At 33.7% G+C, this 17,904-nt stretch carries 28 protein-coding genes; all 28 read left to right on the forward strand.

Annotated elements, in window-relative coordinates; genetic code table 11:
- Window positions 1-3 precede the first annotated feature (3 nt).
- A complete protein-coding gene (locus U472_RS16645; RefSeq protein WP_176714086.1) occupies window positions 4-171 on the forward strand; it encodes a hypothetical protein in 168 nt (55 codons plus the stop codon).
- Window positions 172-207: 36 nt separating this feature from the next.
- Entirely contained in the window at window positions 208-456 is a 249-nt protein-coding gene (locus U472_RS16465; RefSeq protein WP_141677907.1) for a hypothetical protein, read from the forward strand.
- Between the two features lie 267 nt (window positions 457-723).
- Window positions 724-1,050: a hypothetical protein gene (locus U472_RS00370; RefSeq protein WP_068714380.1), complete on the forward strand. Its 327-nt coding sequence runs from the start codon at window positions 724-726 to the stop codon at window positions 1,048-1,050.
- Window positions 1,037-1,270 carry a hypothetical protein gene (locus U472_RS00375; protein ID WP_068714382.1) on the forward strand — a complete coding sequence of 78 codons (234 nt, stop codon included), beginning with the start codon at window positions 1,037-1,039 and terminating at the stop codon, window positions 1,268-1,270. Before U472_RS00370 ends, U472_RS00375 begins: the two co-directional genes overlap by 14 nt.
- Window positions 1,267-1,617 (forward strand): RusA family crossover junction endodeoxyribonuclease, encoded by a 351-nt coding sequence (locus tag U472_RS00380; protein WP_068714388.1) that lies wholly within the window; start codon window positions 1,267-1,269, stop codon window positions 1,615-1,617. The genes U472_RS00375 and U472_RS00380 overlap by 4 nt, the downstream gene beginning before the upstream one ends.
- Before the next feature lie 82 nt (window positions 1,618-1,699).
- Window positions 1,700-1,918: a hypothetical protein gene (locus tag U472_RS00385; RefSeq protein WP_068714390.1), complete on the forward strand. Its 219-nt coding sequence runs from the start codon at window positions 1,700-1,702 to the stop codon at window positions 1,916-1,918.
- Window position 1,919: 1 nt separating this feature from the next.
- On the forward strand, window positions 1,920-2,579 hold the full coding sequence (locus U472_RS00390) for a putative HNHc nuclease (protein ID WP_083189671.1): 660 nt from the start codon (window positions 1,920-1,922) through the stop codon (window positions 2,577-2,579).
- Window positions 2,580-2,647: 68 nt separating this feature from the next.
- Entirely contained in the window at window positions 2,648-2,902 is a 255-nt protein-coding gene (locus U472_RS00395) for a hypothetical protein (RefSeq protein WP_068714391.1), read from the forward strand.
- Complete coding sequence (locus tag U472_RS00400; RefSeq protein WP_068714392.1) at window positions 2,899-3,390, forward strand: hypothetical protein; 492 nt, start codon at window positions 2,899-2,901, stop codon at window positions 3,388-3,390. The genes U472_RS00395 and U472_RS00400 overlap by 4 nt, the downstream gene beginning before the upstream one ends.
- 257 nt (window positions 3,391-3,647) lie before the next feature.
- Complete coding sequence (locus U472_RS00405; RefSeq protein WP_068714393.1) at window positions 3,648-3,833, forward strand: type II toxin-antitoxin system HicA family toxin; 186 nt, start codon at window positions 3,648-3,650, stop codon at window positions 3,831-3,833.
- A 52-nt stretch (window positions 3,834-3,885) separates the two neighbouring features.
- Window positions 3,886-4,293 (forward strand): type II toxin-antitoxin system HicB family antitoxin, encoded by a 408-nt coding sequence (locus U472_RS00410; protein WP_083189672.1) that lies wholly within the window; start codon window positions 3,886-3,888, stop codon window positions 4,291-4,293.
- 365 nt (window positions 4,294-4,658) lie between these two features.
- Window positions 4,659-5,354 (forward strand): hypothetical protein, encoded by a 696-nt coding sequence (locus tag U472_RS00415; protein ID WP_068714394.1) that lies wholly within the window; start codon window positions 4,659-4,661, stop codon window positions 5,352-5,354.
- Window positions 5,355-5,362: 8 nt separating this feature from the next.
- Complete coding sequence (locus U472_RS00420) at window positions 5,363-6,640, forward strand: PBSX family phage terminase large subunit (protein ID WP_068714395.1); 1,278 nt, start codon at window positions 5,363-5,365, stop codon at window positions 6,638-6,640.
- A gap of 14 nt (window positions 6,641-6,654) precedes the next feature.
- Entirely contained in the window at window positions 6,655-8,178 is a 1,524-nt protein-coding gene (locus U472_RS00425) for a phage portal protein (protein ID WP_068714396.1), read from the forward strand.
- A complete protein-coding gene (locus U472_RS00430; RefSeq protein ID WP_068714398.1) occupies window positions 8,171-9,184 on the forward strand; it encodes a hypothetical protein in 1,014 nt (337 codons plus the stop codon). The genes U472_RS00425 and U472_RS00430 overlap by 8 nt, the downstream gene beginning before the upstream one ends.
- 12 nt (window positions 9,185-9,196) lie before the next feature.
- Entirely contained in the window at window positions 9,197-9,346 is a 150-nt protein-coding gene (locus tag U472_RS16650) for a hypothetical protein (protein ID WP_176714088.1), read from the forward strand.
- A gap of 37 nt (window positions 9,347-9,383) precedes the next feature.
- On the forward strand, window positions 9,384-10,502 hold the full coding sequence (locus U472_RS00435) for a hypothetical protein (protein ID WP_068714400.1): 1,119 nt from the start codon (window positions 9,384-9,386) through the stop codon (window positions 10,500-10,502).
- 60 nt (window positions 10,503-10,562) lie between these two features.
- Window positions 10,563-11,090 carry a DUF2190 family protein gene (locus tag U472_RS00440; RefSeq protein ID WP_068714402.1) on the forward strand — a complete coding sequence of 176 codons (528 nt, stop codon included), beginning with the start codon at window positions 10,563-10,565 and terminating at the stop codon, window positions 11,088-11,090.
- A 21-nt stretch (window positions 11,091-11,111) separates the two neighbouring features.
- Complete coding sequence (locus U472_RS00445) at window positions 11,112-12,176, forward strand: hypothetical protein (protein ID WP_068714404.1); 1,065 nt, start codon at window positions 11,112-11,114, stop codon at window positions 12,174-12,176.
- Between the two features lie 19 nt (window positions 12,177-12,195).
- Window positions 12,196-12,570 carry a hypothetical protein gene (locus U472_RS00450; protein WP_068714406.1) on the forward strand — a complete coding sequence of 125 codons (375 nt, stop codon included), beginning with the start codon at window positions 12,196-12,198 and terminating at the stop codon, window positions 12,568-12,570.
- Window positions 12,570-12,920 carry a hypothetical protein gene (locus tag U472_RS00455; protein ID WP_068714409.1) on the forward strand — a complete coding sequence of 117 codons (351 nt, stop codon included), beginning with the start codon at window positions 12,570-12,572 and terminating at the stop codon, window positions 12,918-12,920. Before U472_RS00450 ends, U472_RS00455 begins: the two co-directional genes overlap by 1 nt.
- Window positions 12,920-13,255 (forward strand): hypothetical protein, encoded by a 336-nt coding sequence (locus tag U472_RS00460; RefSeq protein WP_068714411.1) that lies wholly within the window; start codon window positions 12,920-12,922, stop codon window positions 13,253-13,255. The genes U472_RS00455 and U472_RS00460 overlap by 1 nt, the downstream gene beginning before the upstream one ends.
- Complete coding sequence (locus U472_RS00465) at window positions 13,255-13,632, forward strand: hypothetical protein (RefSeq protein ID WP_068714412.1); 378 nt, start codon at window positions 13,255-13,257, stop codon at window positions 13,630-13,632. Before U472_RS00460 ends, U472_RS00465 begins: the two co-directional genes overlap by 1 nt.
- Window positions 13,633-13,636: 4 nt before the next feature.
- Entirely contained in the window at window positions 13,637-14,344 is a 708-nt protein-coding gene (locus U472_RS00470; RefSeq protein WP_068714413.1) for a hypothetical protein, read from the forward strand.
- A gap of 21 nt (window positions 14,345-14,365) precedes the next feature.
- On the forward strand, window positions 14,366-14,962 hold the full coding sequence (locus U472_RS00475; protein ID WP_068714414.1) for a hypothetical protein: 597 nt from the start codon (window positions 14,366-14,368) through the stop codon (window positions 14,960-14,962).
- Between the two features lie 84 nt (window positions 14,963-15,046).
- The gene (locus tag U472_RS00480; protein WP_068714416.1) at window positions 15,047-15,472 is read left to right on the forward strand and encodes a hypothetical protein; all 426 of its coding nucleotides are present in this window, start codon (window positions 15,047-15,049) and stop codon (window positions 15,470-15,472) included.
- Window positions 15,447-15,689 (forward strand): hypothetical protein, encoded by a 243-nt coding sequence (locus U472_RS00485; protein WP_068714418.1) that lies wholly within the window; start codon window positions 15,447-15,449, stop codon window positions 15,687-15,689. Before U472_RS00480 ends, U472_RS00485 begins: the two co-directional genes overlap by 26 nt.
- Before the next feature lie 19 nt (window positions 15,690-15,708).
- Window positions 15,709-17,904 (forward strand): phage tail tape measure protein (locus tag U472_RS00490; RefSeq protein ID WP_068714419.1); only part of this gene is annotated, 2,196 nt, incomplete at its 3' end.

Below are 17,904 nucleotides of genomic sequence, written 5' to 3' on the forward strand. Positions count from 1 at the left end.
AAGATGGTCTTAGGTATAAGAAAGGAGCAGAACTTTAGCTTAGATTATTACTGGGGTCAATATATTAAGTCAGTTAAGATTGGCATGTTAGTAATTGAAGTCTGCAGCTGTAGCAAGTCTAAATATCAAGGCATTAGACATGGCTTAACAAGAAAGGTGGAGAAAGGATGAGTTTAGGGGTTAGAGGTTTTTGTACCAGCTGTAATGATGGGGAAGTTAAAGGGGGGGCAAGTAATTTGCAATTATAAGTATTCTAGATTTGGCAAAGGTGTAGATGTGAGTTGTGTATTGATGTCACCTTGTCATTCAGAGTATAGAACTGATGTAATATTATCTTGCCCTGATTGTGGGAATGAGATTAATTCTAATGAAGGTATGATTGACTTTGATAATTTGGTAGTTAATTGTGGTAAGTGTGAGTTTGAGGTAGATTTAAAAAAGATAATCAATGAATAATAACCAACATCTGCTACTCTACTCCAGCTAATAGGACTGGGTGGCAGAATAATAAGGGATTACTCTTCTCAAATTGGTTCTGGTGAATGGGATAACACTACTAAAATTTGAAGGGAGGAAATCACCTTGTTGTTATGATCTCTAGAATCAAGTGACAAAAGACAAAGGACAAAAACGGACAAACAAATCTAATTCGTTGAATGACATTGATGAGATTATTAGCTGGTTTCAGTCCGTTCCAGCATTTTTTTAATAGGAGATGATTAAGTGATTGAATTATATCCATGCTATCCAAAAAGCATGACTGAGATTAGTCAATTGAATAGAATAGAAGAGGAACTAGAAGAGTTGCAATATACAGCTAATACACCAACTGAAAAAGTAGAAGAGGCTTTGGACGTAATGCAGACTGCTAGGGGGTACATAGATATAGTCTGTAAAAAGTATAATCTGGAGCTAATTGAGGTTCTAGAAAGTCATTATCAGAAGTTGGAAGACAGGCAGAAAGAATGGGCTGAAAAAGAATTGAGAAAAGAATGCAGATACATAGAGGGATATTGTAGCTATTGTGGAGGTTGTAATGCAGAGTCTTAATGCTACAATCAATAAGAATTGTAGTTGTGGCAGAAGGATTGAGGGTGATTATGAGCTTTGTGGAGTCTGTAAGAGCAAGAAGCTGACTCCAAGTTGTAGACACTATACAGAATTAGAGAAAACCTGTACAGTACCTTATTGCTTATTACATGATAGACCAATTATGAGTTTTGGGTATTACAAATGCAGAGAGTGTGAAGAGAAGGAGGTAATAAAGTGATTGAGATATTGATACCAGACAGACAACATCCAAGTCTTAATGTATGGACTAAGATGCACTGGACTAAGAAAAGCAAGCTAAAGAAGTCTTGGGAAGATGAAATCATACTAAGAAGTGGCAAGTTTGGCAGACCGATGCTGGAAAATGCTCAAGTAGAGATTACATATTACTTTGATAACAAGAATAGGAGGGACAAGGATAACTATGTGCCAAAATTCATACTTGATGGATTAGTTAAGGGTGGCATAATCAAGGATGATAATGACAATAACATATTCCTTAATTGGAAGCTGAAATACGATAAGACCAATCCAAGGACAGAGATTATAGTCAAGGAGGTAAGTTAATGAGCTTGATTAGAAGATTGATGGTCTGCAAGAGTGTTGAAGAGTTAAGGGAGAAAATTGAAGAGATAGAGAGGGTGGTAGAATGAAAAGTCTTATAGCAGGGATATTAGTCGGTTTTGCAGCTTATGATATTTCCAAGACTTCTTATTTGACATTAAAAGCTATATGTAATGCACATACAAAGAGAATATCATTTACTTCTATAATTAAAGCTATGCCTTTTACATTATTAAAGATTTTAGTAGAAATCATAGGGGATATATTAGTCTTAGTTTATATTTATATGACTTGGAGGGGATAATGTGGAATTTCCAGCAGAAATAGATAATATCAAGACTCTTAAAAAAGGCATGAAGATGACTTTGGCTATTAATGATGAGAATGTAAAAGAGGTTATGCAGTATATTTATAATTTTATGGATAAACCTCTGAAGATTAGCTTAGATATAAATGCAGACGAGCAAAAGGAAAGACTTAATCAGATTACAGTAGAGCAGAGAAAGAAGATATATGCTATACTTAATGACTTTAATCAAGAGACAGGTCAAGGGGTAGAGAGTTTAAAAGAAACTATGAAGAAAGCTATAATAATGAATGATGATTATGAGACATCTGAAATGTTTAGTCTGAGCAATTGTAGCAAGGAGATTGCAAGTGAATTTATAGAGTTTCTTATAGATTTTGCTTTCCAACACGGTATAAGGTTAAGTGATAATCCTAAAAGCTCATTTGATAACATAGAAAGTTATCTGAGATTGTGCATTAAAAATAAGGTATGTGCTATATGTGGTAAGCATGCAGAGGTACATCATGTTGATACAATAGGAATGGGAAATAACAGAGATAAGTTAGATGATAGTAGTCATAGAAAGATAGCATTATGTAGAGAACATCATTCAGAAACCCATACTATCGGGTGGCAATCATTCAAAGAGAAACATCATGTAAAAGGGGTTATCTAATATTAATCTGATGGCCTTCTCTGAATATCAGCAGCATTGAGAGAAGTTCATCAGAGAGAGGAGCAATGATGAGTAATCTGGGGATAGCTAAAAGGGTTTGTGCTTTACAAGGAATTAGATTACGTATAGAAGTTATAGCAATTTGTCCTTATTGTGATACCAAGAGGGCTAGGATTGATATCAGTACAGGCAAATGGAACTGTGGTTGCGGCAAGGGTGGAAAATTAGACAGTTTGTATAGAGTAGTCGAATCTGATTACTTATTAAATAATCATAAAACAGCTTATTGGGACATTGTAAATAACAAGGGGGTATGCAAATGATGGCAGCTGAGAAGATAGAGAGAAAAGAAGTGACTAGAGAAGAAAGAAGACAGTTTGAAAATTATTTAAAGATGTACTTTACACAGTACACTAATAATGAAGGTCAAAGATTTTCTAAGCTGGAAGGGATGATAAACTGTCAGAAAGCAAAAATAGATGAAATGCCAGCTATATCAGGAACTGACTACTCCAGCAAAGGGATTGGGAGTGGAGGAAAAGGGCTAGATATAGTTGATAAATTTCAAATAGATAGGTCGAGAGCTAAGAGGAGGTATCGAAAATTAAAATACATAAAAATGATATTAGATTCTTACTTAGTTATGTTAGACCAAAAAGATTATAAGATCCTAAAGATGTTTTATAATGAAGAAAAGAAATATACAGTTAGGGATATAGCTTTAGTGGTGTCTTACTCGGAAGATTATGTCAAGGAAAGAAAAAGAATAAAATTAGATTGGTTAATTGAAAAGACTGAATTGATGGTATAACCCACAATCACCCCACAATTAACCCACTTTCAACCCATAACAAACATACATTTTTATGATAGAATTTATAATAGAGCAGAAGGCTCTTTTGAAGCACTGCTCTTGAATTCGATGATTGCAGATTGATATAGATAGTTAAAACTTTTCCTCCTTAGCACTCGGCAGAAGCTGGGTGTTTTTTAATTCAAAAAACTTTAAAAAAGACTTGAATACGTATAATACGTATGATATAATATAATTAAGAAAGGGGGGATGTGATGAACTCAAAAGAAATGCTGAAACTAGCATTAAAAAATGGTTGGGAAATCAAGAGTCAAAAAGGCTCACATATTAAATTAATACATAAAGACTTTCCTAAACCAGCAATTATACCGTATCACGGTAAAAAAGAAATACCAAAAGGAACGCTGAATTCAATACTTAAACAGTTGGGGCTTAAATAGCCCCGACCATTTAAGATAAATATATAATAAGTAAGCAAAAGGGGGTTTTGAATTGGATAAGAATATATATATATTCCCTGCTATAGTCACAAAGTTTGATGAAGATGATTATAATGTTAAATTTCCTGATTTTGAAGAGATTATAACCTTTGGAGAAGATTTAGAAGAAGCTTATCTTATGGCAGAAGATGCATTAAAATTATGCTTGTTTGATTTATATGAAGATGGAGAAAAAATACCTGAAGCTAAAAAAATAGAAAATATAAAATTAGAAAGCAACCAAACACTAATAATTGTCAAAGCTAATTTAAAAGAAATTATAAAAGAATATGATAATAAAGCAGTAAAGAAGACTTTAACAATTCCGTCATGGTTGAATAAAGAAGCTGAAAAGGCACACGTCAACTTTTCTCAGCTATTACAAAAATCATTAAAGAACCATTTGGATTTAAATGATTAATTTAAATAGCGTAAAGGCACTCGTTAATTCGGGTGTCTTTTTTATTTGGGGTGATAAATTATGATCAATATATTATTTTTGCTCGGGCCTGCTATTGTGGTGTGTGTAGGACTGAGAGAGTGTATTAGAGATGCGATAAGATTCAAAAACAAACACAGCTATGATACTTTAACAGACTAAAGTAAAATTACAATTATTTCGCAATCCATGTATTTTGCGAAATAATAACAGGATTATACTGTAAATTTAGACTTTATGCATATATAAACTTGAATTACCGAATATTTATACAAAATAACATTATAATTATTCATAAAAGCACCTATTTGGTGTTTTTCTCTATTTAAGGGAGGTGAGTCGTATATGTGAATTATTCTCAAAAAGATTATGAGGAAATGAAGTTAAAGATTAAGATTAGTCGTAATTGGGATGATGACTACATTCATGAAGTAGTTGAAACAGCACTTGAGAAAGGTCGACCAATTTGTGGTGTCAAGACTAGAGCAGGAACACCATGCAAGAAAAGCCCAGCAGTGAATGGCAGGTGTAGAATAAGTAAACATAATGGCTCGCCTTCTAAAATGAAAGGGAATCAAAATGCAAAAGGAAATTCTGGAGGCTCTGCTCCAGAAAAGAATAAGAATGCTGTTACTACTGGAGAGTATGAAACTATCTGGTTGGATTGTTTAAGCGAGAAAGAGCAAAAGAAATATAATAGTATAGATACCGATCTCTCAGTCCAAATAGACGAAGAGATTAAATTAACTACTTTCAGAGAGTACAAAATGATGAAAAGAATAGCTGATTTAGCGGAAGTAGATTATACGACAGTCCAAAAGGTAGTCAAGAGCAAACCTTCAAAGGACAAACAAATACCTTCTGTAGTTGTCAGTGAACAAGAGGAAAAAGTATTAGCTACATTAAGTCAAATACAAGGCATAGAAGATGCCTTGACTAGAGTTCAGGGTAGGAAAGCTAGATTATTAAGCCTTAAACATAAGATCCAGAACAATGAAATGCCGACAGATACTATAGAAATAGAAGTAACATTGGAAGATTAGGTGATAATATGCCTAAAATCAATCTAAAGATAAAGAAAGAAGTTTTTAATCCAGTTTATATTCCTCATTTAGATAATTATAGAGCTACTCAATTATTTTACGGAGGTAGTTCTTCTGGTAAGAGTTATTTCTTAGCCCAGAGAGCAGTCAAGGATATGGCTGAGGGCGGCCATAACTACCTCGTATTAAGAAAAGTACAAAGAGACTGTAAGAAATCAGTTTGGAATGAAATAATTAAAGCTATAATTAGGTTTGGGTTATATGAATATGTAAATATAAATAAATCAGACTTTGTTATAACATTTCCTAATGGTTATCAAATACTTTTTGGTGGTTTGGATGATAGAGAAAGAGTTAAATCAATCACTCCTCAAAAGGGAGTTATAACCGATATATGGTGTGAAGAAGCTACAGAGTTCGAAGAGGCAGATATTAAACAGTTAAATAAACGTTTAAGAGGTCAGGCCAGTGTAAAGAAGCGCCTGATTTTGTCGTTTAACCCGATAATTAAATCTCACTGGATATATAGAAAGTATTTTCATAGTTGGGAAGATAATAAGCAAGAATACCTAGATGATAGATTGAGTATTCTCAAAACCACTTATAAAGATAATGACTTTTTAACTGAAGATGATATTGAAAGATTGTTAGATGAAGATGATCCTTATTATCTTGATGTATACATCAATGGTAATTGGGGAGTTCTTGGTAATATCATCTTTAAAAATTGGGAAGTTAGAGACCTTTCTGATATGGTCGACAAGTTGGATAGAAGTTGTCATGGATTAGACTTTGGTTTCTCCAACGACCCCGCAGCAGTACTTAAACAATATTTTGATAAGTCTAGTAGAACTCTTTATGTGTTTGACGAGATATATCAATCTGGCTTATTAGATCGTGAACTTGCTAAGAAAACTATAGATATGGTAGGCGAAGAAGAAGTTATTTGTGAAAGTGCAGAGCCTAAATCGATAGAGCACTTAAGAGACAATGGTGTAAATGCTAGAGGAGCAACCAAAGGACCCGGTTCAATTAAAACTAGATATAGATGGATGCAAGGTATTAAAATTGTCCTTGATGTCAAATGTGTTAACTATAAAAGAGAATTACAAGTTCATAAATGGAAGGAGGACAGGCATGGGAATCCATTGCCTCAACCAGAGGACAGAAATAATCATGCTTTAGATGCTTCTATGTATGGATTAAGTGATTATTGGAATGTTGAAGAGCCAATAGAACAAGATCCATCAGCTGTAGCATTATTACAGGGAGCCAAGGTATACTAAGGAGGTGATAATAGTTGTTTAAATGGACTAAAAAAGTAGTAGGTGAGATATCTAAGTTAAGAAATTACTTTCCTGGTATATTAACTGGATTGATTAGTAGACCATATAAGGTTGATAGTTCAGAAGTTGACTATCAGTTAGCTAGAGAGTTGTACAATAATACTAATGATAAATATAAACTAGGTGCTGCTTTTTGTAAGCCGATAATCAATACTCCGGTAGGATTTATGGGTGTTCCTTGGTTTAGGGCAGAAGATGAATCAGCTCAAACAGAATTGAAAGACTTCTTTAATAATAATGCTTCTAAGATGCAGAGGGTTCATCGTAATGCTCTTCGTGATGGAAAGTGTTATGTTTGGATAACTCGAGAAGAAGTTAATGATATATTGTATCCAGAAAAGAAAGTTGAAATTAAATTTAATATCATCCCTCCAGAACAAGTGACTAATGTTAAAAGGCACCCTTTGACTGGTAAAGTTACAGAGTACACTTTAGAGAGCGTTCACGAGTGGAAAAGTGCAAGAAATGCTAAGAAGAGGTGTACTGTTACTCAGATAATTAGTGCTGATAAGATTATAACTGAAATAGATGGTGATAAACCAGAAGAGATAGAGGCAGGAGAGGAAACGAATAAGTGGGGCTTTATACCTATAGTTACTTTCTATAATGAGAAAGATGAGTATATGCTAAATGGTAAGAGTGATTTAGAGGCTATTGAGCCATTTATTAAGGCTTACCATGATGTCATGGAGCATGCTATTAAAGGTTCTAAAATGCACTCTACTCCTAGACTTAAACTTAAGGTTGCGGATGTAGCTGCTTTCCTAAAGAATAATTTTGGAATAGATGACCCAGCTAAGTTTGCTAGAGAAGGTGGAGCTGTAGATTTAGATGGTCATGAGCTATTATTCCTTCAAGCTGGAAATGATAAAAGGGAAGCAGAAGATGCAGAATTCATCGAGGTTCAAAGTGCTATTGGTTCAGCAGAAGTCTTACTAAAATTCTTATTCTACTGTATTATATCAGTAAGTGAGACTCCTGAATTTGCTTTTGGTACTCATATTAAGAGCTCTAATGCTAGTGTTAAAGAGCAGATGCCTATTCTTATTCGTAGAGTAAGTAGGAAAAGAGAGCAGTTTGAAGACAGTTGGCAGCTAGTAGCTAGAATAGTATTAGCTATGTTAAGTATTAGCTCAGGTAAGAAATACAGTACTCATCAAACTACTATACTCTGGGATGAGATAGATCCAAGAGATACTAAGGATATAGCTACAGAAATTAAGACCATAGTTGAAGCTTTAGTGATGGCTTATAATAATGATTTATTGAGCCATGAAGCAGCTGTTAGTTTCTTATCTAATTATATAGACACTATGTCAGATTATATTACTGATGACCCAGAGATACCAGGAGAAAGAGATAAGATAATCAATAGTAGATTACTTAGTGATAGATTAGGAGATGCAGATCTAGCAGATGAAGAACAAAAATTAATTGATGAAGTATTAAGTCAGGTAGAAGGTAATAATGATGAGTAGGCATGGTCGACAAATTAAACAAAATATTGAGTTGATTAAGTCTTTAGGAGATAAGAGGTTTATTAGAGATGTATTAAAATCTAGGAGTAGTTTTCTTAAATTGAGGGCATTGCACGAGAAGGCCTTAAGAGAAATATATGAAAAAAGTATTGATAGTGTAGCAGAAAGATTAGCCGAAGAAGAATCAGCAACTAAAAAAGCTATATTAAAAGTAGTTCAAGAGCAACTGCAAGAAGAAATATTTAAAATCAATAAAGCGACTGAATCACTAATGGAAAAAGGAATACAGCAATCTTTTGATTTTGGAGGAAGTGCAGCAGAGAATTATTTTCTAGATGCAATTAGAGAAACTAGGGCTTTAAGCTTATCAGGTGCTAGAAGTTCGATGATAGCAATTAACAGAGAAGCTGTATTAAGTTTTTGGAATAGAGTTACTGAAAATGGGATGACTATTAGTGAAACTATTTGGAGTAAAGGTCCTAAGATAGAGGATACTGTTATAGATTTCATTGAAGTTGGACTTGCTACTGGTCGAGACAGTATAGAAGTTGCTAGAGATTTAGAAAAGTATGTAAGGAAAGGTAGCAAAACATTAGCTGAGTACTATCCTAATATGATGGTTAGAATGAAAAAAAGGATTCCTAAGGATATATGTTATGAAGCTTTAAGATTAATTAGAACAGAATATACTACTGCTTTTACTGAAGCTACTATCAAGAGAGGGCAAAGAACTCCTGGATATAAGGGGGTACAATGGATATTATCAGATAGTCATCCTATTACTGATATTTGTGATGTACTGGCTGAAACTGATGCTCATGGTCTAGGAGTTGGAGTATATCCACGGGGAAAAGAACCTGTTATGCCTCATCCTAATTGTCTATGCTATTTGGTGGCTGTACTTATTGAGAGAGAAGAGTTTATTAATGATTTGAAAAGGTGGTCTGAGGGCGAATCAGTCGATTACCTTGATGAGTGGAAGGAAAACTATTATGAAGCATTTTAGGAGGGTATTGATATGGATAAAGAGACAAATATATGGACTACACCATATAAGAAATTACCTTGGAAATACAGATGGTTTATGCAACCATTAATTATCTCTTTGGAATTAGGAATCTGGTTATTAAAGAGAATTCAAGCTATATTTGACCAAGAGACTAAATAAGATATTTTTATATTTAGTTTATTAAGGGGGTGAAATAGTGGGAGATAAGATAAGAAGAATTATAGGGGAGATGAAAAGTGAAATTGCCAGAGATAAGATCCCTTTTCCTTCTAATGAAGCCGAAGAAGTAGCTCAACAACTAGAAGGGGAAGACCCTTGTTATGTTTGTGTAGAGATACCTGAAGGGGAAGGGAATTATGGTTACTATACTGCAATGGCTATTGAAGATGTAGTTAATAAAGTTAATAAAGGGTTACCAAATGGATTTGCTGGACACCAAAGACCAGAGGATTTACCTTATGAGTTCCCTGAAATAACTACTCATTGGTTAGCTGCTGAAATATATAGAGCAGGTGGCAAGACTATTGCTAAAGTTTATGGATTGGTAGATGAAGCTGAAGCCAAACTTAAAAGATGGATTAGGGCAAGACGAATAAAAGAAGTTTCAATTTATGGTGAGCCAATTTATAAAGGTGATGGAACTTCTGATATTGTAGGATTTAACTTATATTCTATAGACTGGACCCCAAAAGGTCGCCCTGGAATGGATACCAGACTAGTTTGGGCTAGTGAAATTAACAATGGAGGAGGAAAAGAAATGGATTTAAATGAGATATTAGCTAATTTGAGAAGTAAAATTGCTAAAAAAGAAGTAGATTTAAAGACTGTTGTTAGTGAGATTGGTTTTACTGATGAACAAGTGCTACAAATTATTGCATCTGAGCAGTTAGAAGAAGCTAAACAAAATAAAGAAACTGCTAAAAAAGCAGAGAAATTGGTTCAAGCTTTAGGTCTAGATAGTCAAGAGGATTTAGATAAAGCAATTAAAAAAGCTGAAAAGATGAAAGAGGTATATGACGCCGATCAAGAAGAGAATCAGGAACAAGTTATTGATGAAGTTGTTGAGGAAAAGGTAGCTGGTGAGCAAGCTCAAGCCTTAGCTAAAAAGATGTTAAAAGTAGAAGCAGGAGCAGATAAGAAAATTATTGCTGCTGAAATAGATAAAATCTTAGAGGATGAAGTATTTAAAGCTGTTGTAGGCAATGCTCATATTGATAAGCCAGCTGGTAAAATTGTAGCAGGTGAGATGGATAATGGTGTTTCTAATAAGAAAAGAACTTATTCTAGTGTAAAAAGAAAAAGAGTTGGAATTTAAGAACCTCAGGGGTTCTTTTTTTTATTTTAAACTATAAATTCAAGGGGGTATATATAAATAATGGTACAAGAGATAAGACCTATTCCTACTAAAAAATATAATCAAAGTAGGGCGAAAATAAGTGATGGAAAGTCAATAAGGGTAACAGTTCCAGCAGAAACTACAATTAAGGCACACAACTTTTATTTGTTAGATGGATGGTTTGGGGCCGCTATGCAAAGTGTTACTACTGAAGCAGGAGAGACAGATTATGTTATTTTAAATATTGAGGAAGCTGAATATGAGACAAATCAAACTAATGAGTCTCAAGAGTATACTGTTGGTACTCCATTATTTTGGAATAGCTCTACTAAGAAGATTACTGAGACTGCAACAGGTAATCGATATGTAGGTACAGTTACAGAACCTAAAGATGCTAATGGTGTGATTAGTTTTAAGCTATCTGCTCAAGCTAACCCAATTGTTAAGGCTAGTGCAATAGATGACATTGTTACAGATATGTCAGCAGATACTAATGATGATGAATTAAAAACTAAACTTAATGAGCTATTAGCTGCTTTAAGAGCTGCTAATGTTATTAGTGAGTAAATTTGAGGAGGTAATATATAGATGGCAAGAATACACAGTATAGAAACTAGATTAGAAGAAAGAAGAAAAAGAGATATTAGTGAGCAAGTCCCGTTTAGATTAGATGGACAGACTTATTATGCTGAAAAAAATATTGTGGCAGGAGAGATGGAGACTTTAGCTTTGGGTGCTCCTATTGGTGAGATGATGACTAGTGAAACCGCTAGACAAGAGTTATTAGAGAAGATTGTTCTTGATGTGGAGTTAGGAAGAGAGCAAGTTCCTACTTTATATGGTCCTATTTATGATACTTTAGAAGACTCTAACTTCCCTAAAGAATTTGAGGCTAAATGGGCTCAACATGGATCAGTAATCTTTTTTGAACATATGGAAGGAGAAGAGGTTAAGTTTGGATCTTTAAATGCAGAATCAGGACCTATTGCTAAGATTAAAGGTTATGCTGCTGGATTTGAATATACTAAGGAGATGGAATTATTTAATCAAACCTTTAACTTAGAGATCATAAATAAAGCTTTTGGAGAAGGGCATAATGCTATCTTAAATCATTTACACTTGGCTCCTATTTTTCAATTTAATTATCAAGCAGCAAATAAAACTGCTCCTGTTTATGTAGATGAGAAAGGAAAAGTATTAGCTAGTTCTACTGGTGCTCATTTTTATCTATCAATGAGACAGACATTGAAACAGGGATTAACTGATTCCCGTAAAGCAGGTAGACCAGGAACTATATTATTAGCTAACTCAGCTAATAAAGAAGATATTGAAGATGGTATGAGTGCTATGAATATTCAAGCTACTCCATATAAAGCGGTTAGTGGAATCTCTGATATTATTTATTATGATGGATGGGAAGTCAATGTTGGTAAAAGAACAATAGCTTATCCAGGAGTACCAGAAGGAAAAGCTTACTTAATTAGACCTAAACGTGGATTTAAAGAGTTAATCAAGCAAAGATTGGTGGTTGATTCTACTATGGGAGATAAAACTAGACTAGTTGAATCTCAAATAGTAGGAGATTTCTGGAGAGGAGTCTTTGCTGCAGTTGAGGAGAATGTACAGGAGATTACTTTGCCTGGTCAATCTTAATAATAAGGTTGTGATATAGATGGAAGTAACAGATAAGGTAAGGAAGAAACTACGCCAGTTACTTGATGAGAAGATAACTGGCGATTCTGCTTCTGATACTAGATTTGAAGAGGAAGAAATTGATGATTTGATTATAGAAAGTTCCAATATTTATCAAGCAGCATATAAAGGGTGGATTCTTAAAGCTGGTATGTTGCAAAGAGAGATAGGATATTATCAGAGCATAGATACTGGTCAAGAAAGCTATACACTGCTTAATCTTAAAACAGCTCTTAATTCTGCTAAAGATATGGTAGATATGTATAAAAAATTATCAAATGATTATAAGAAAGAAAATGAATCTAATCAATTAGGCAGCTTTGTTCTTAAAGTGAAGTCTCCGGAGGTGTTATAATGTTGAATTTAGCTTTAAGAAGAAAGATGGCTAAAGATAGCATAGCTATTAACCCTACTGAGGTTATCATTACAAGGACTGATAAGATAAAAAATAAGGCTGGTGGATATGATGAAGGACCTATTGATCTACCTACCCAGATAGTTAGAATCTTTCTTAATAATCCTAAATTAAGCACTAAGACTACTGAAGGTGGAGAGGTTAAGAAGAAAACTTATGGTATGTTAGCAGATTATGAAGCTGACATTAAGATAAGTGATGAATTTGAAGGTTATAAAGTTGTAGATGTAACTCCTATTAAATATAAAGGTGAAATTGTGAGTTATCAATGTAAGGTTGAGGTGGTTTAATGGAAGGGACAGATAAAGTTCTCAAAAACTTAAGAAGATTCATTAAAGAAAAAGAAGAGGCCGCTAAAACACTAGGAGATCACTATGCTATGAAAGCAGAAAACAAAGCTAAACAAGATGCTAATTGGGTAGATCAGACTGGTCATGCTCGTCAAGGTCTTCAAGGAAGTTCTGCTGTTAATAGAAATGAAGTATTAATTAGGTTAGCTCATACCATGGAATATGGTGTTCATTTAGAGTTAGCCAACCAAGGCAGGTACTCTGTATTAGAGCCAACCTTAAAGGCTTTAGAAGACAATTTCTTTAATGATATTAAAAAGTTGGTGAATAAGTAATGTGGCAAGCAATTTATCAACATTTAAGTAACAAATCGATACAAATTAATGAATGGTTTCAAGTATATTCAGCTAATGATAAAACACCTAAACCTTATGGCGTATTTGCTTTAAATAGTGAATCTAATAGTAAAATTAATCATAAAGGAAGATTTTTAGAATTAAATATATGGCTTTATTTTGAGAAAGGTCAAGCTCATAAACTAGATAAAGCCATGAAAGAGGTTAAAAAACTCCTCTCTAATCAGTTGTTAACCACTGATTTAGGTGAGGAGTTTTTGATTGAATATGTTAATCATCTTAAAATATTTTGGGATGAAGATTTAAAAGCAATTTGTAGAAGAGTCGATTTTAGAATACCAGGAATAAAGGGGTGATTAGATGCTTTTAGAGGATGATTTTATAGCTATTTCTGATAGTTTAGGAGAACAAAAGAGGGTATTGCAAGAGTCTATGTTACAAGTTAATACAGGATTAAGTAATAACAAGGCTAGAATTGGACAATTAGATAATTATGAAGATTCTGAGAAACTAGTTCCAGCTATGAAAATGACCAGTCAAAGAATAGTTAGTAATAGACTTTTTTATACTGGTCTAACTCCACTTACAAGAGCCTTATTTGATGCTGTGGGTGGTAGTCAATTCCTAGCTGATAATGATATAAGAGTTACAGAAGATTTTAAAGATCTTTTAGACTATCTTGGAATTGCTCTTGAACCTGAATATGTTATGACTCCCGTTATTGATTTAGAGCAGCTTGATGTTACTGAAATAGATATAGTGGAAAGAACTAATCTAAATACTATTGATATAAGTAGTTATGGGAAGGCTTATTTTGAATTAGTTTTGAGCAACGATTTTCTAGCAGAATCTACTTTTGATATTACTTGTAGTCGACTAGATGGGACTAATACCACTCATACAGTTACAGTACCAGCAGGGTCCTTAACAGGTGATGTATTTTCTATTGGAGATCATACAAATAAAGATAATATGTATATTGATGTCTTTAATGTAACTCTCATAGGAGGAACATTAGGAGATCAAGCAATAATTAGAATTAAAAAAGAAAGAGAGCCACAATTATAAAATTAAAAAGGAGGTTCTATTATGCCAGTACAAGAAACAGCAGGGGTTTTATATGGATGTAAAAGATTAGATATAACCCCTTTAAATGTTGATGGTTCACCTAATCCATCAGCAGATACTTTTGCAATTGATGTTCCTCAGGAAGCTAGTATTGAGCCACAGATTACAGAGGGTAATAAGGCAGAGCTTAGAGGGGGTGATAATATTATTGCTACTATTGAAGATGAAGATGTTTTAACTGGATTGAATTTAACTTTTACTAATGCAGAATTAAGACCTGATGAAGTTAGAGCTATTGCCGGAAATGGAGAAATTATTTTTGATGCTTCAGGTAATGCAGTTGGATACAAAGCTCCAACAATGAAACAACAACAATCAGAGAAAGTTCCTTTTAAAGCTGAGCTATATGTATCCTTGTATGAGCAGGGATCACAATCTAAAAGTTCTAAGCTAGGTTATATTAGATTTACCTTTCCTTATTGTAAGGGATCTATTCCTAACCTCACAGCATCAGATCAAGAGTTTTTAACACCAGAGTTCACTTTAAAAGCTAGAGAGAACAGGGTTCAAAATTTATCAGTAATGCAGTGGGAACAAGTGCCTGATCTACCTACTTAATAACTAAAAATAAATAACTAATTATCAAGCACCTAAGTGGGTGCTTTTTTATTTTATTACATTAAATTTTAAGGAGTGATTTTAATGTCAGAATTAAAAGTAACAACGGTTGAGGAAATTAAAGAGATTGCAGGGGGAGAAATAGTACCATTACCAGGTTTTAAACCAGGTAAGCCCTTTGTAGCAAGATTGAAAAAGCCTTCATTATTAAAAATGGTTAAAGATGGACAGATACCTAACTCTCTTTTGGGAGTTGCTAAAGATATGTTTGAAGGTAATAGCAATGAGTCTGATCTTGCCGATGACCCAGAAGCTTTTAAGCAATCTATTGAATTGTTTTATTGTGTTGCTGCTGCTTCTTTAGTAGAGCCTGCTTATGAAGATGTTGAAGAATATATCAATGATGATCAAGTTATTGCAATATTTAACTATACTCAAAGTGGTATTGATGCTTTAAAACCTTTTCGTGAAGAACAAGGAGAAGATGTCAAGTCTAACTCTAACAGCTAAAACTTGGGGTGTAAGACCATCAGAATTGATAGGTTTAAAGAATGGATATGATGCTTATTGTTTTGATGAAGCAGCAGCTGTCTTTTGGATGCAATTAAAAAATCAGACTATGCAAGAAGCTTCTAAAGATATCCCTAACTCTGGAAAGAAAAAAAGCACTAGTCTAAAAGGGCAAAACATGATGAACTTTATGACTGATCCAAGATTTAAAAAGTAAAGAGGGGAGGGGGTGAAGTATGGGTTTTGGTAATTTAGGAACAGTCTGGGCTGAAATGGGTTTGAAATACTCTAAATTACAAAAAGGTTTTAAACAAGTTAAAACAGAGATTAAAACTAATGAGAAGAGTATTCAAAAATCATTAACTAAGCTTGGAGGAATGGCAACCAATGTAGGGACTACTATGTCGATGACTTTAACCGCTCCCCTTTCTGCTTTAGGCGGACTGATGATAAAGGCGGCCTCTGATGCTCAGGAGACACAAGGACAGTTTGATCAAGTCTTTGGTGAGATATCTAAAAGTGTTAATGTATGGGCAAATCAATATGCTGATGATATAGGAAGATCTAGAACCCAAATTAAAGAGTTTGCATCAGGATTACAAGATACTTTTGTTCCTTTGGGTTTTGCTAGGGACCAAGCTGCTCGATTATCTCAGAATTTAGTGCAGCTAGGTGTTGATGTTGCTAGTTTTAAAAATAAAGCTGATTCTAAAGTTATAGATGATTTTAATTCTGCTTTAGTTGGTAATCATGAAACTGTAAAGAAATACGGGATTATAATTAATGAGTCTAGGTTAAAATCAGAGGCCTATAAACAAGGAATTGCAGAGGTTGGAGCAGAGCTAACAGATCAACAGAAGGTTTTAGCAAGATATAGTATCATTGTTAATTCAACTAAAGATGCTCAAGGTGATGCTAGCCGCACAAGTGGAAATTTTGCTAATGTGCTAAAAAGGTTCAAAGGGGAACTTAGAAATACAGCTGAGGTTATGGGAAAAGAAATGCTCCCAATGGCAACTAAAATTATTAAGAAATTAACTAATCTAACTAAATGGTTTGGAGGATTATCTCCAGTAGTTAAAAAAACTCTATTGATATTTGGTGGTCTAGTTACTGTACTTGGTCCAGTGATTACAATCATAGGTGTTATGGTTGGGGCAATAGGTAACTTAATACCTGTATTAAGTGCTGTGTGGAGTTGGTTGAGTACTACTACAGTAGCTATTGGAGGAATGACAACACCAATCGGTTGGGTTATTGCTGCTGTTATAGCCTTTGCTGCAGCTTGGAAAGGTAACTTCTTAGGACTACGAGATGTTACAAAAGCAATGATTAAAGAAGTTGCTGGTATGATGGGGGGACTGTGGAAGTTACTAAAAGGTGATTTTAAAGATGGGTTAGCACAGATTAGAGATTCTTTTAATACAGGCGGCGAAGAAATAACAACAGCCATAACCTCAGGTTTTAAAGATACATTTTCTAAAGCAAAGGATCTTGTTCAAAAATCTTTTGGCAGTGAAATAGCCCATGCAGCAGATAAAGGAGCAGAAGAGGCTAAACCAGATATTGAAGCAAAAGGTAAAGAAATCGCTGAAAGTTTTAATTATGGTTTAACTGAAGAAATGAAGAAATTAGTATTTTCTAAATTAGGAGATACTGTTGGAGGAGCTTTTGATGATGCTTTAAGTAATTTTGATTATAAAGTCGATATGGGAGAGTTAAACACTAGAGAGCAGATTGTAGGGTTACAAAAAATTAGAGATGAACTTGCAGAAAATGAAGAACAAGAAAGAGAAGCAAATGTAAGAATTTATGAACTTAAAAAACAGTTATTTAATGAAGTATTAGATCAATATGAAGAAGATGTATCTAAGCAACAATTATCAACTGCTGAAAAGATTAAACTTCTTCAAGAAGAAGTCAAATATTATGCTATTACAGCTGATCAAAAGAAGGCTATTGAAGAAGAGATTTTAAATCTTAAACGTCAACAGGCAGAAGAAGAAAAGAGACTTGCGTCTAATCGCTATAATTTCCTTTTAAAGCTTGGTCAAATAGATTTAAAAGAACATAGAAAAAGGTTACAAAACCAACTTAAAGGGGTTAAAAAATATAGTGATGAGTGGATTAGGTTACAAGGACAGATTGCTGATACTAGACTCAAAATGTTTGATCAGATAGTAAAAAAAGATAATTTATCAACTGAAGAGCAGATTAATAACATCAATAAGATTTTACAGACTGAAAAATTAGCTACAGAAGAAAAGATTAGATTGCAAGAAAGATTAAATAAATTAAGACAAAAACGAAATAGTTCAAAAAAATCAAATAATCCAAAGAATAAAACTGATCAAAATATCAGTAAACTAGAGTTAGCATTTAATACATTTACAGAAAAATTTCAAGATTTATTATCTTCTTATAACCCACAA

The organism is Orenia metallireducens (assembly GCF_001693735.1).
GTDB classification, from domain to species: Bacteria; Bacillota; Halanaerobiia; order Halobacteroidales; family Halobacteroidaceae; genus Orenia; species Orenia metallireducens.

Bases quoted from the DNA above. Each gene is read 5' to 3' on its own strand.
- U472_RS16645 (WP_176714086.1), top strand. From the start codon at position 4: ATGGTCTTAGGTATAAGAAAGGAGCAGAACTTTAGCTTAGATTATTAC.
- U472_RS16465 (WP_141677907.1), top strand. From the start codon at position 208: ATGGGGAAGTTAAAGGGGGGGCAAGTAATTTGCAATTATAAGTATTCT.
- U472_RS00375 (WP_068714382.1), top strand. From the start codon at position 1,037: ATGCAGAGTCTTAATGCTACAATCAATAAGAATTGTAGTTGTGGCAGA.
- U472_RS00385 (WP_068714390.1), top strand. From the start codon at position 1,700: ATGAAAAGTCTTATAGCAGGGATATTAGTCGGTTTTGCAGCTTATGAT.
- U472_RS00395 (WP_068714391.1), top strand. From the start codon at position 2,648: ATGAGTAATCTGGGGATAGCTAAAAGGGTTTGTGCTTTACAAGGAATT.
- U472_RS00400 (WP_068714392.1), top strand. From the start codon at position 2,899: ATGATGGCAGCTGAGAAGATAGAGAGAAAAGAAGTGACTAGAGAAGAA.
- U472_RS00405 (WP_068714393.1), top strand. From the start codon at position 3,648: ATGAACTCAAAAGAAATGCTGAAACTAGCATTAAAAAATGGTTGGGAA.
- U472_RS00420 (WP_068714395.1), top strand. From the start codon at position 5,363: ATGCCTAAAATCAATCTAAAGATAAAGAAAGAAGTTTTTAATCCAGTT.
- U472_RS00430 (WP_068714398.1), top strand. From the start codon at position 8,171: ATGAGTAGGCATGGTCGACAAATTAAACAAAATATTGAGTTGATTAAG.
- U472_RS16650 (WP_176714088.1), top strand. From the start codon at position 9,197: ATGGATAAAGAGACAAATATATGGACTACACCATATAAGAAATTACCT.
- U472_RS00440 (WP_068714402.1), top strand. From the start codon at position 10,563: ATGGTACAAGAGATAAGACCTATTCCTACTAAAAAATATAATCAAAGT.
- U472_RS00445 (WP_068714404.1), top strand. From the start codon at position 11,112: ATGGCAAGAATACACAGTATAGAAACTAGATTAGAAGAAAGAAGAAAA.
- U472_RS00450 (WP_068714406.1), top strand. From the start codon at position 12,196: ATGGAAGTAACAGATAAGGTAAGGAAGAAACTACGCCAGTTACTTGAT.
- U472_RS00455 (WP_068714409.1), top strand. From the start codon at position 12,570: ATGTTGAATTTAGCTTTAAGAAGAAAGATGGCTAAAGATAGCATAGCT.
- U472_RS00460 (WP_068714411.1), top strand. From the start codon at position 12,920: ATGGAAGGGACAGATAAAGTTCTCAAAAACTTAAGAAGATTCATTAAA.
- U472_RS00465 (WP_068714412.1), top strand. From the start codon at position 13,255: ATGTGGCAAGCAATTTATCAACATTTAAGTAACAAATCGATACAAATT.
- U472_RS00470 (WP_068714413.1), top strand. From the start codon at position 13,637: ATGCTTTTAGAGGATGATTTTATAGCTATTTCTGATAGTTTAGGAGAA.
- U472_RS00475 (WP_068714414.1), top strand. From the start codon at position 14,366: ATGCCAGTACAAGAAACAGCAGGGGTTTTATATGGATGTAAAAGATTA.
- U472_RS00480 (WP_068714416.1), top strand. From the start codon at position 15,047: ATGTCAGAATTAAAAGTAACAACGGTTGAGGAAATTAAAGAGATTGCA.
- U472_RS00485 (WP_068714418.1), top strand. From the start codon at position 15,447: ATGTCAAGTCTAACTCTAACAGCTAAAACTTGGGGTGTAAGACCATCA.